The organism is Planktothrix rubescens CCAP 1459/22, assembly GCA_904830895.1.
GTDB lineage: Bacteria > Cyanobacteriota > Cyanobacteriia > Cyanobacteriales > Microcoleaceae > Planktothrix > Planktothrix agardhii.
In genome coordinates this window covers 4,721,097-4,734,683 of record LR882958.1, presented here as the reverse complement: position 1 = coordinate 4,734,683, position 13,587 = coordinate 4,721,097, and the positions used below count along the sequence as shown (strand labels likewise).

Annotated in this window: 6 protein-coding genes; all 6 read left to right on the top strand. The window is 37.1% G+C overall.

The annotated features are described in order from the left end of the window. The first annotated feature begins 3 nt into the window (after positions 1-3). The 6 genes from NMG86_RS21580 (at position 4) to NMG86_RS21555 (ending at position 13,551) form a co-directional block, all read left to right on the top strand. The gene (locus tag NMG86_RS21580; protein WP_026796477.1) at positions 4-6,438 is read left to right on the top strand and encodes a non-ribosomal peptide synthetase; all 6,435 of its coding nucleotides are present in this window, start codon (positions 4-6) and stop codon (positions 6,436-6,438) included. A gap of 74 nt (positions 6,439-6,512) precedes the next feature. Beyond that, the gene (locus tag NMG86_RS21575; protein WP_026787621.1) at positions 6,513-10,409 is read left to right on the top strand and encodes a non-ribosomal peptide synthetase; all 3,897 of its coding nucleotides are present in this window, start codon (positions 6,513-6,515) and stop codon (positions 10,407-10,409) included. A 95-nt stretch (positions 10,410-10,504) separates the two neighbouring features. Further along, the gene (locus tag NMG86_RS21570; protein ID WP_026787620.1) at positions 10,505-11,434 is read left to right on the top strand and encodes a class I SAM-dependent methyltransferase; all 930 of its coding nucleotides are present in this window, start codon (positions 10,505-10,507) and stop codon (positions 11,432-11,434) included. A 308-nt stretch (positions 11,435-11,742) separates the two neighbouring features. Next, positions 11,743-12,801, top strand: coding sequence for an IS630 family transposase (locus NMG86_RS21565; protein WP_042152127.1), 1,059 nt, complete (start codon positions 11,743-11,745; stop codon positions 12,799-12,801). Positions 12,802-12,907: 106 nt separating this feature from the next. Further along, a complete protein-coding gene (locus tag NMG86_RS21560) occupies positions 12,908-13,123 on the top strand; it encodes an AbrB/MazE/SpoVT family DNA-binding domain-containing protein (protein WP_026787619.1) in 216 nt (71 codons plus the stop codon). A 2-nt stretch (positions 13,124-13,125) separates the two neighbouring features. Then, positions 13,126-13,551, top strand: coding sequence for a putative toxin-antitoxin system toxin component, PIN family (locus NMG86_RS21555; RefSeq protein WP_026787618.1), 426 nt, complete (start codon positions 13,126-13,128; stop codon positions 13,549-13,551). Positions 13,552-13,587: the final 36 nt, after the last annotated feature.

Sequence of the window (13,587 nt, the reverse complement as noted above, 5' to 3'; positions counted from 1 at the left end):
TAGATGGTAGCCGAACAATCTAAAGCGAGTCATAAAAATGTCGCCGCTATTTACCCCCTTTCTCCCATGCAGGAGGGGATGCTCTTTCATAGTCTCTATGCCCCCGACTCAGGCACTTACTGTAGCCAAACCCTAATCACCCTTAACGGAGAACTTAACCTTGGGGCTTTTAAACAGGCCTGGGAAAAGGTAGTAGAACGACACGCCGTACTCAGAACTCTCTTTCTTTGGGAGAAACGTCAAAAAACGCTACAGATTGTTCGTAAACAGGTAGATTTACCCTGGAATTATTCTGATTGGCAACCTCTATCGCCCAGGGAACAACAGCAGCAACTAGACGCATTGCTCAAAGATGAACGTCAAAGGGGGTTTGCTCTCAACCAAGCTCCTTTGATGCGTTGCCATTTAATACAGCTATCGCAACAAAGCTATCATTTTCTCTGGAATCGTCATCATATTTTGTTGGATGGTTGGAGCGGAGCCATTATTTATGGGGAAGTTTTACAAATTTATCAAGCTCTCTGCCAGGAGCAAAACCCCTATCTTTCCCCTGCTCGTCCCTACGAAGACTATATTGTTTGGCTACAACAACAAGACCAGTCCCTTGCAGAAAACTTTTGGCGGCGATCGCTGAAGAATTTTACTACACCGACAAACTTAGGCATTACTCGTTCTATTTTAGTAGAACCTCAAAGCAAGCCCGTCTATCAATCCGTAGATTTATCCCTATCCCCTGGGTTAACCGAGAAACTTCAAACCCTGGCACAGCAACAAAATCTAACCCTCTCCACCCTAATACAAGCCGCCTGGGCCATCCTTCTCAGTCGCTATAGTGGTGAATCTGAAGTCCTCTTTGGCATTACCGTTTCGGGTCGTCCTGCCAGCTTGTCGGGCATTGAAAAAATGGTGGGGTTATTTATTAATACCCTACCCCTGCGGGTGACTGTTACAGAATCAGAGACTATTTTGCCTTGGTTAGAAGAATTACAGCAAAAACAGGCAGAAATTCAGGACTACGCCTATAGTTCCCTGGCAGAAATCCAAAGGCTGAGTGATGTTCTCCCAGGGCTACCTTTGTTTGAAAGTTTAGTTGTCTTTGAAAATTATCCCAGGGAGGAGCGGCTGACCGACTCCCCGCAACAGCTATCGGTGAGCGGGGTCATAGATTTTGAAGAAACGAATTATCCCCTAACCGTCGCGGTTATTCCCAAACAAGCCTTACAATTCCAATTTAGTTACGATGTCAGCCATTTTACCCATGAAAGTATAATCCGCCTAACTGGTCATTTAGAAACCCTATTAACCGCGATCTCCCAGAATCCTCAGCAATCTTTAGGACAACTTCCCCTATTAACAGCAGCCGAACGCCATCAATTATTAGTTGAATGGAATGATACGGCTGTTGATTATCCCCAACATCAGTGTTTGCATCACCTAGTTGAAGAACAAGTTCTTAAAACTCCAGAGGCGATCGCTGTCATTTTTGAAGGGCAAGAATTAACCTACCAAGCCTTAAACGAACGAGCCAATCAATTAGCCCATTATCTGCAAGAAAAAGGGGTTAAACCTGAAGTCTTAGTCGGAATTTATTTTGAGCGTTCTCTTGAAGCCATTATTGGGATTCTCGCCATCTTAAAAGCTGGGGGAGCCTATGTTCCTTTAGACCCTACTTATCCCCGCGATCGCCTTGATTATATGCTGACAGATTCGGCAGTTTCGATTTTGCTGACCCAGCAATCTTTAGTTACCAATTTGAGGGAAGATTTAGACACCTTGAAGATAGAATCATTCTGTTTAGATAGCGATTGGTTGCTCTTAGAAAATTACAGCAGAGAAAATCCAAGCAGTTCTGTCCAATCAGAAAATTTAGCCTATCTGATCTATACATCAGGTTCCACTGGCAAACCCAAAGGGGTGATGAATCTTCATCAGGGTATTTGCAATAATATTCTACGCACTAAAGACAGCTATCCCACGACAAACCGCGATCGGCTTTTACAAATTTCTTCTCTAGCTTTTGACGCTTCAGTGTTGGATATATTCTGGTCATTAAGCAGTGGCATGGCTCTGATCATTCCTAAACCAGAAGGGACTAAAGACCTCGCTTACTTAATCCAGTTAATGATAGAAAAAAAAGTCAGTCAAGTCTTTTTTGTTCCTTCTCTACTGCGACTTTTACTACAACAACCCAAGCTAGAAAATTGTCGTTATCTCAAGCGAGTTTTTTGTGGAGGTGAAGCTCTTTCCTCTGAATTAATGCAGCAGTTTTTTCAGCATTTTAACTGTGAACTACATAACCTTTATGGGCCCACAGAAACCTCCGTTGATGCGACCTGCTGGCAATGTCCACCGCAAACTGATGATCCCGTTATTTCCATTGGTCGTCCCATTGCTAACACCCAAATATATATTCTTGATCCTCATTTACAACCCGTTCCTGTCGGCATTGTGGGCGAATTACATATTGGCGGCATACAGTTAGCTAGAGGTTATCTTAATCAGCTTGAATTAACGGCTGAAAAATTTATTCCTAATCCTTTTGGTGGAGGTAAATTGTATAAAACAGGCGATTTAGTCCGCTATCTTGCCGATGGCAATATTGAGTATCTGGGACGGATTGATAATCAGGTTAAGCTACGAGGATTGCGCATTGAATTAGGAGAAATTCAGACCATTTTAGACAGCCATCCCCAAATTAATCAAAGTGTGGTAATTATACAAACAGATAGCGAAGACAATCAGCGTTTAGTGGCTTATATTGCTAGTCAACATCAAGCATTAACACCTAAAGAATTGCGACAGTTTCTCCAGCCAAAATTACCCGCCTATATGATTCCGTCGGCTTTCGTAATTTTGCCAGAGTTTCCTTTAAATCCCAATGGAAAAGTTGATCTGAAAAAATTACCCCTGCCCAATGAAACAGCTTTGGTAGAATCTGTCTATGTTGCTCCTCGTAATCCAACTGAAACAATCTTGGTCAATATCTGGCAAGAAGTTTTATCCTTAGCCAAAATAGGCATTAATGATAACTTTTTTGAGTTGGGGGGTCACAGCCTTAAAGCCATTACCTTAGTGAGTAAAATTCAGGAAAAAATGGGCATTGCCTTTGCTATTAAACAAGTCTTTTCCCACCCCACGATCGCAGAACAAGCCAGTTTATTAACGGAAACAAAAAACGAGGAAAATTTGGCAATATTGCCCATTCCTCACATTCCTGACCAGATAAAAGTTGCCACATCCCACGCCCAAAAACGGTTCTTTGTTTTACAACAAATGGACTTAAATAATGTAGCCTATCATATTACGTCTATCCTAAAATTAACAGGAGAATTTGCCCCAGATAAGTTTAAACAAGCGATGCAATTATTGATAGATCGCCATGAATCCCTACGAACCGCTTTTGTCTTGACTGATGGGGAACCTCAGCAAAAAGTTTTGCTCCATCGTCCTTTTTCTTTGGTATTTGAAGATTGGACAGAGGAATTTAATGCCGAAAGTCGTATCTTAGAGATTCTTCAAGAGCAAAGAAAACCCTTTGACTTAGAAAAAGACCCTTTATTACGATCTTCTCTTTATCAATTATCACCTCAGAGCTATATTTTATTTCTGGAAATTCATCATATTATTTGTGATGGCTGGTCAATGAATTTATTGGCTAAGGAATGTTTAGGATATTACCAAGCTCTTAGACAGGAATTAGAGCCAACCGTAGAGCCATTACCCATTCAATATAGGGACTATGCGGCTTGGCAAAATAACCAGTTAAAACAAAAAGATCACAACAAAAATTTAGATTATTGGCGACAAAAATTAGATAACGGACAAATTCCTCGCGTTCATTTACCGACGGATTTTCTGCGATCGCCCCTTAAAAGTTATAACGGTTCCCATCTGAGTTGGATATTGCCAACAGAGATTAATCTGCAACTACGCAAAGTTTGTCAAGACAGTAAAAGCACTTTGTTTATGGCTCTAGTTGCCGCCGTCAAAGTCCTGCTTTATCGCTATAGTGGTCAGCAAGATATTAGTATTGGTACAGAAATTGCTACTCGCAATCATCCTCAGTTACAAGAATTAATTGGTTTATTTTTGAATACTTTAATCCTCCGCGATCGCCTTGATCCAGACCAAGGTTATCAGGATTGTCTGAGTAAGATACGTCAAACTGTCAGCGAGGCTCTAGCCCACAGTGACTATCCCTTTGATCGGTTATTAGAAGACCTGAATATCTCGCGTGAAATCAACCGAACTCCCCTCTTTGATGTTCTAGTTTTATTACAAAACTTTGATCAAACTCCAACCATAGAAACTCTCAATATTCAATCTTTAGATTCCCTCACTCCCACCAGCAAATTTGATTTATCCTTTGTTTTTAGTGAAAATCAAGAAAATATCAGATTAGATTTAATTTATAATACCGACCTTTTCCAAAAAGAACGAATGGAAAAATGTCTGCTTCATTTTGATAAATTGTTGACAGCAATGTTAGCCAATCCAGAGCAACCCATCGGCAAAATTTCTCTTCTTTCGGATTCAGAAACCGCTTTGATAGAAGACTTTATTCGTCCTATCCCTCGCCTTGAAATTCGTACTGTTCTTGATGATTTTGCCGATCAAGTCCGAATCCAGAGTCATCTCCCTGCTCTTGTTTATACAGAAGACGGATTAACTAAACAATTAAGCTATCAAGAATTGGATCAATTAACAGATATTTGGGCAAATAACTTAAACAATTTAGGCATTGAGAAAGAGAGCATTTGTGGCGTTAGTTTAGAAGGAGATTACCGTCAGGTAATAGCAATGTTGGCGGTATTTAAAGCGAGAGGAATTTATTTACCCCTGCGTTTAGATGAACCAGAAGAACGTTGGCAACGCATGATTATTAAAACTTCCCCCGCCATAATCCTGATAGCCGCAGAAAATTTAGAGATAATTAAACCTCGATTATTAGTATTAGCAAAACCGCCTAATTTATTGGTTGTTAATCATCAAGAAATCCAGCAGTATTATGAATGGGATGGAACAAAATATCAAGAGTTTCCTATCGTAGAAAATAACCATAGAAAAGCTTTATTAATGCCCGATGCTGATGATGCTAACTATATTATATTTACTTCCGGTTCAACGGGTGAACCTAAAGCCATCTTAGGAAGTCATGGTAGCTTACGTCACTTCATAAATTGGGAAAAAATTGAATTTGGAATTAATCATAACTGGCGTTGTTTGCAGATAGCTCAAATTAACTTTGATCCTTATCTGAGGGAAACTCTGGTTACTTTATGTTCAGGAGGAACTCTTTATATTCCTGATAGTATAGACAGGGAAGATTTGGAGCGTTTGCTACTACGGTTGGGAGAATGGCAGATTAACTTACTGCATACCGTACCATCGGTAATGCGTCTATTTTTAAATATTGGTCGTAAGTTACCTAATGCTAATCAATTACTCAAAAATTTACAGGTATTAGTGTTAGGAGGAGAACCATTATTTGTTAAAGAATTGTGTGAATTGCATGAAGTTTTTGGTAATCAGACAGAATTTGTCAATATTTATGGAGCCAGTGAAACAACTTTTATTAAACATTTTTATCGAATACCAAAACCTAATAATATTTCCTATGCGCGAGTACCTGGGGGAAAAACATTGCCCGATGCTGCATTCGCAGTTATTGACGAAAATCGTCCCTGTGCCATAGGAGAAGTTGGAGAAATTTTTGTTAAATCGCCTTATTTAACCAAAGGTTATTATCAAGATGAAATCTTAACAAATTCAGTTTTTGTTCCCAATCCTTTGAATAATGGGAATGATTTAGTTTATCGTACCGGAGACTTGGGACGATTGCTCCCCGACCTAACTTTAGAGGTAATAGGACGACGTAGTGATAACCAAATAAAATTGAATGGGGTAAGGATTGAGTTAGGAGAAATTGAAGATGCCGTTGCCGCCATTGATGGTGTCCAAAAAGCACTGGTAATCGCGGATAAAAAAGAAGAATTAGTAACAGTAATTGCCTATTATCAAGGCAATAATACTGTAAATCGTGAACAAATCAGCCAAAAACTAAAACAAGTGTTACCGACTTATATGCAGCCAACTTTTTTAATTCAATTAGAATCTTTTCCGTTGTTACCTAATGGCAAAATTCATCGCCTAGCCTTACCAAAACCCGAAGGAAATATTACCCAATCAATTAGTCAACCAACTGGGTTTAATCAACAAGAGGCTTTATTAGCCTTGGTTTGGGGTGAATTATTAGAAATAGAAGTAAGTGACAATAATCAGTCATTTTTTGAACTCGGAGGCAATAGTTTAAAAGCCATGCGATTAGTGTCCCAAATCCGTAATCAGTTTGGGGTTTCACTACGATTACGCGAAATTTTCACTCATAATATATTAAAAGAACAAGCAATTTTAATTCAATCACGACAAACAAAATGAGCAATTTATCAGACACTATTAACTAATTTTTTTAATAAAAAGCAAATTTTAACAATTCAATCAGAACAAACAAAATGAGCAACTTACAACAATCTAACTCGATTGCCCCCCTAGCAAAGCAACAATATTATGACGTATCCCACGGCCAGCGACGGCTGTGGATTTTGCACCATATCAATGAATATTCCAGTGCCTATAATATTAGACTAGCTATCAGAATACAGGGCAACTTAAATGTTACGATATTGACAAAATCTTTTCAAGAAATTGTTAATCGCCACGAAATTTTGCGGACTACTTTTGCCAGTATAGCTGGAAATATTCAGCAAATTGTCCATGAAAATATTGCTAAGGAACAATTAGTCATTTTTAGGGATTTAAGAGGACAAAAAGATGCTGAAATCCTAGCTGATACTTTGATTCAGGAATCAGCTAATTCACGGTTTGATTTAGATAAATTACCGCTAATGCGAGTTTTATTAGTCCAGATTAAATCGGAGGAATTTCTGTTTGGTTTAACAATACATCATATTATTGGTGATGCGACATCACTTGATATTATATTTAAAGAGTTCGTGACTTTATACTTTGCTGATATTCAACAAAAAAATGCCTTATTACCTCCGCTAGAATTACAGTATAAAGATTACACCGCATGGCAAAATCAGTGGTTAGAAAGTGAAGAAGTTAGAGAACAACATAATTATTGGTGCGATGTTTTTGCGGAACATCCCCCCATCCTGAACTTACCCACCGACTTCCCTAGACCTCAATTAAAATCTTCTCAAGCAGCTTCATATACTTATAATTTTAGTCAGAGTTTGAGTGAACAATTACGCAGTTTTGCAGCTAAAAATCAGACAACTCTATTTATTACCTTGCTAACCTTATTTAAAATATTACTCTACCGTTACACAGGACAGCGTGATTTAGTTATTGGTATCCCTATTTCTGGAAGAAATCATCCAGATTTAGAAAACCAAATAGGATTTTATGTTAATACCTTAGCTTTAAGAACTTTACTCCCAGAATCGGGAACTTTTAAACAAGTATTGACGGAAGTAACTAATACCTGCATTGATGCTTATGAATATAGTGATTATCCTTTTGATAAATTAGTATCCGCTCTCAATTTAGAACGGGATTTATTACGAAATCCGTTGTTTGATGTCATGTTTTCACTGCTGAGTAAAGAAAGCAAAACAGTGATGGAAATTCCTGAAATTGAACATCAAGAATATCCCCTAAAACCACGAACTGCCCAATTTGATTTGACTTGGAGTTTCTTTGAAGATGGCAATAATCTCAGATTAGCCATAGAATACGAACCCGATTTATTTCGACCTGAAACAATCGCTAGAATGGGCGGTCACTTTTTACAAATCATTCAAACAGTAATTGAAAATCCTAATATTCAATTATCACAAATTAATTTACTAACTCCTGAAGAACGTGATCAATTACTAATAGATTGGAACAATACTCAGGCTGAATATCCTCAAGATAAATGTTTGCATCAACTATTTGAAGAACAAGTAAAACTTAACCCCAACGCCATAGCAGTAATCTTTGAAGATCAAAAATTGACCTACCAACAGTTAAATAAGCAGGCGAACCAATTAGCCCATTATCTACAAGAAAAAGGGGTAAATAAAGAAGTATTGGTGGGAATTTTTATTGAACGTTCTCTGGAAATGATCATCGGAATATTGGGAATTTTAAAAGCTGGGGGAGCTTATATACCTTTAGATCCTAATTATCCAGCAGAACGTTTAACTTATATGATATCTGATTCGCGCTGTTCCATCTTATTAACCCAGCAGTCTTTAGTACAATTTTTACCACCAAATCAAGCCGAGTTACTATGTTTAGATAGGGATTGGCAAAGCATAGCAAACTATAGCCAAGAAAATCCAATCAATGCAGTAACCTCGGACAATTTAGCTTATGTTATTTATACTTCTGGTTCGACCGGAAAACCCAAGGGCGTGATGAATCTTCATCGAGGTATTTGTAATAATTTATGGCGACTGATTGATGCTTACCCACTCACACTAGAAGATCGCATCCTACAATTAACTCCTTTTAGTTTTGATCCTTCAGTCTGGGAAATATTTTGGTCTTTAATATCTGGTACTACCCTAGTAGTGGCTAAACCTGAAGGTCATAAAGATATAGCTTACTTAATTAATTTGATTGCCAGCGAACAAGTTACCAACATCGGTTTTGTCCCCTCAATGTTGCGAGTTTTTTTACAACAACCAAACTTAGAAAGTTGTCGTTGTTTAAAGCGAATATTTTGTGGTGGAGAAGCCCTATCTTATGAACTAAATCAACTATTTTTTGAAAGATTAAACTGTGAATTACATAATCTTTATGGGCCAACAGAAACAGCAGTTGATGCTACTTACTTTCAGTGTAAACCTCAGTCTAATTATCAAATAATTCCCATTGGTCGCCCCATTGCCAATACCCAAATTTATATCCTCGATCAATATTTACAACCAGTTCCTATTGGCGTTGCTGGAGAACTACATATTGGGGGTGTGCCTTTAGCTAGAGGTTATCTCAATCAACCCGAATTAACTGCCAAAAATTTCATTTCTAACCCTTTTGGTAATGGTAAATTGTATAAAACTGGAGATTTAGCTCGTTATCTACCCGATGGGAATATTGAATATCTTGGTCGGATTGATAATCAAGTCAAGCTTAGAGGTTTACGGATTGAATTAGGAGAAATTGAATCTCTTTTAGCTACTCATCCCCAAGTAGAGCAAACAGTTGTTATTCTACCAAAAGATATTACTGAAAACCAAAGTTTAGTCGCTTATATAGTCGGAAAAAACCTATCAGTAAATCCTAGGGAACTGCGGAGTTTTTTACAGGCTAAATTGCCAGTTTATATGATCCCTTCCGCTTTTGTAATTTTATCGGAATTTCCCTTAAATCCCAGTGGTAAAATAGATATTAAAAAATTACCAAAACCCGATCAAAGATCAATAGTTGAATCCCCGTATTTAGCCCCAGGTAATCAAACCGAAGTCATATTAGTAAATATTTGGCAACAACTTCTACGGATATCTAAGATAGGAGTAAATGATAACTTCTTTGATTTGGGTGGTCATTCCTTACAAGCGATGAATCTCATGGCACTCATTTATCAAGAGACAGAGATAGAAATTCCTTTATCAATCATTTATGAAAAACCAACGGTGAAGGAATTGAGCGAATATATTATCTATGCCAAAGAAATGAATATTCAACCAAAAGAACGTCCTTATGTTGTGTTTAATAAACAGCAAAAAAAGGCAGTATTTTTATTTCCTCCTGCCCTTGGTTTTGCCACAGCTTATACAAATTTGGCTGATTATTTAACGGATTATACTATCTATACTTTTAGATATATCGCCGATGAATTAATGTTAGAACAATATGCAGAATTAATCGATCATTTATCTCCTGATCAAGACCTAAAATTAATGGGGCATTCCGCCGGAGGTTTTTTAGCAATGTTAATTGCCAAAAAGTTAGAAAGCCGTGACCGAGTAGTTTCTGATATTATTTTACTAGATACTTACCGAGGCGGTAGTGAGGCAAAAAAAGCTGATATGTCAGAAATAAAAGCCGGGGTTGATGGTTTCTTATTAAATCCCAAACGTCAGGAATTAAGACGTTACTTTTTAGAAAATCAAAAATTACGCGATCGCACTTATAATCAAGTTTGGGAATACTTTAATTTTCTCTGGAATTCCGACCTAAAAAATCTGCAAATTAATGGGACTATTCATCTGATTCGGGCTGAGGGTAACTATGATGTTGAAGATGATTGGATACAAGCGACAAAAGGGCAACGAATTAATTATTACGCCTCTGGTGTTCATCGTGAGATGATCGATCCTCCCTATCTGCAAAAAAATGCCACTATTATTAATAGTATTCTTAATATGGGTTTGGAGGGACTAAAAAATTAACTTTCCAGACACCTGTATATCTAATATATCATTGTGTTGATTACGGATTCTATTGCTGTTAAAATAAAAGAACTAAAGTAAAGGAGAATATTGATTTGGAAAATATCGGCAAAATTCCCTTAAAAGATGAATGGCGTAATCGCTGGATCATCATCAAAGAATTTATTCAGCATCCAATTAAGGAAATCTCTTTTTTACAAGACAAATTTCTGGTATCTGAACTTTATACTAATATAGCCAAACGAGATCCCGATCTTCATGATCCCAATATTCCCCAATGGCTAAATTTTGGCTATTGGAAAGAAGAAACTACTTATAATGGTGCTTGCACCGCTTTAGCTCGTAAATTAGGAGAAATAGCAGAACTTCAAGCTGGAGATCAAGTTTTAGACGTCGGATTTGGTTTTGCTGAACAAGATTTACTTTGGGTGCGGGAAAATCAGGTTGATTCAATTATTGGACTAAATACAACGGAGCTACAAGTAGAAATTGCTCAAGAAAGAGTTGCTAAAATGGGATTAGCTGATAGAATAAATCTTCAGGTAGGCTCGGCTACAAAAATCCCTTTTTCTGATAACTCTTTTGATAAAGTTACGGCCTTAGAATGTGCTTTTCATTTTGATACTCGTGAGGATTTTTTTGCCGAAGCATTTCGAGTTTTGCGCCCTGGTGGAAAGCTGGCTTTAGCAGATTGTTTGCCTAGAGAGGGACGAGAAATTAACTTTTGGCTAAAGGTTAATAGTAATAAAATGTGCATTCCTTTTGTTAATCAATATGATCGGCATACTTATGTAGAAAAAATGAAAAAACATGGATTTGTTAATATCCAAGCTATCCCGATTAGCGAATATGTTTGGCCAGCAATGGTTCATTATTTTGCCCAAGTTAGTCAGGGAATTAGCAAACATGATTTAGTTATTGATCTGCAAAAAGATAACCCAGGAATTGAAGTTTGGTCGAGAAATAGGGGGTGGTTTATGGCATTTGACGATTATCTTTTATTCTCTGGAGAAAAACCCCATTAATTAGATTAAATTAGCTATGACCAATCACTATCCCAGCAAACCAAAAAAACAGACAAATTCCCCTGAGATTACTAAGTACCTAAACAAAATTAATTACACATCCTCCACCCTGTTCCCTCCCCCCCAAGCCCCCGTGCACGGGGGGTTTGGGGGGCTGTTCCCTCTCTCAACTAGGTAATTTATTTTGTGTAACTACTTATTGATTACCCCCTTTGTATGACAAATTGTGGGCGCACTATAGCAGTCCTAAATCATTATCAAGAGCATGATATAATGATATACACTACTTGATTATGACAATAAAAATTATGAATGACTTACAACAGGCAGAAAAAGAGCGGAACAAAGAAATAGCTGAATTAGAAATTTTAATTGAGAGTAATCTTTCGGCAAGAGAACTAAAACGAGCAATAGCTGTCAGGATGGCACTCACCGGTAAAATTTACCGTGAAATCAGCCAAATTTTAGGTGTAAGCGAATTTTTTGTTGGGCATTGGAAAAAAGTTTTTAAAGTCAAAGGAATCGCTGGATTAAAACTAGGATATAAAGGCTCAAAAGGGTATTTAAGTATTCAAGAAAAAACAGAAGTAATTGAGTGGTTAAAGAATAAAAAGTATTGGGATTTAGATGAATTAGTTACTTATGTGGATCAAGAATTTGGGGTAATATATAAATCGAAACAAAGCTACTATAAACTTTTTGACCAGGCAAATATTAGTTGGAAGAAGTCTCAAAAGGTGAATCCAAAATTTAACGAAGAGCAAGTAAAAAAAAAGAGAGAAGAAATTAATGAGATGTTATCAAAACAAAAGGCTGGCATAGAATCGGGGGAAGTAATAGTATTTTTTTTAGATGAATGTCATCTACTTCATGGAGATGTTAATGGCTACGTTTGGGGTCAATCAAATCTAAGAATTGAAGTTCCAATTACCAATGAAAAAGAGCGACAAACTTATTTTGGAGCACTGAATTATCAAAGCAAAAGATTCCATGTTAAAAGTTACCCATCTGGGGATGGAAAATCAACAATTGAATTTATAAAATACTTACAAAACCAATATAAAAACAAGAGAATTATCTTAATTTGGGATGGAGCGAGCTATCATAGATTTGGAGAATTTAGAGAATTTTTATCAGAAATAAATGGTGATAAAGAACCTGATGATTTTTTAATTACTTGTATTTTATTTGCTCCTAATGCTCCGCAACAAAATCCGGTTGAAGATATTTGGTTACAAGCGAAAAACTTTTTGAGGAAGTATTGGTATTTATGCAGGTCGTTTAAGATTATCAAATTTTTGTTCGAGTTTTTTACTAAGGAACATAAATTTGATTTTCCCAAAATTCATCAGTATACTTATATATAGAAAATCATTTAGGATTGCTATAGGTAATAGGTAATTATGAATTACGAATATTGACAATTGAGCATGAATAACAGATAATAAATAGTAAATAATTAAGAATATTACTATGCTTGCTAAGTTGACTACTGAAAATCAGCTTACTCTACCTAAAAGTATAACTCAAGCCATCGGGGAGGCCGAATATTTTGAAGTTAAGGTAGAAGGTGGACAAATTATTTTGACTCCGGTAAAAATTCAGGGGGCTGATGCTGTACGGGCTAAATTAGCAACTTTGAATCTGAATCAACAGGATATTAATGATGCTGTCGAGTGGGCGCGTTAGTGATGATTGAGTGTCCACGAGTAGTAATTGATACAAATTTAGTTTTGTCAGCCTTAGTATTTGGGGGCAAATTATCCAGATTGCGCCTTGCTTGGCAGGATAATCGCTTTATTCCTTTAACATCTCAAGTTACGATTGCAGAGTTAGTTAGGGTGCTGACTTACCCAAAGTTTAAACTCACAAACTCGGAGCAGGAAGATTTGCTGTCAGACTATTTGCCGTTTTGTGACACTGTGTTGATCCCCGATACTTTGCCTGTAGTTCCTGAATGTCGAGATCCGTTTGATATCGCTTTTTTGCTGTTAGCTGTTGTTGGTGAAGCTGATTATTTGGTCACAGGTGATAATGATTTACTCTGCCTTGCAGATAATTTTTCTTGTCAGATTTTAACCGTTGATAAATTTTTAACGGTCATCAATTATCAATGACTTTAATTTTGCTTGTTACAACATCCTTGTTTTGCT

Coding starts and splice junctions, on each gene's coding strand:
- NMG86_RS21560 (WP_026787619.1), top strand. CDS start 12,908: ATGCTTGCTAAGTTGACTACTGAAAATCAGCTTACTCTACCTAAAAGT.
- NMG86_RS21555 (WP_026787618.1), top strand. CDS start 13,126: ATGATTGAGTGTCCACGAGTAGTAATTGATACAAATTTAGTTTTGTCA.
- NMG86_RS21580 (WP_026796477.1), top strand. CDS start 4: ATGGTAGCCGAACAATCTAAAGCGAGTCATAAAAATGTCGCCGCTATT.
- NMG86_RS21565 (WP_042152127.1), top strand. CDS start 11,743: ATGAATGACTTACAACAGGCAGAAAAAGAGCGGAACAAAGAAATAGCT.
- NMG86_RS21575 (WP_026787621.1), top strand. CDS start 6,513: ATGAGCAACTTACAACAATCTAACTCGATTGCCCCCCTAGCAAAGCAA.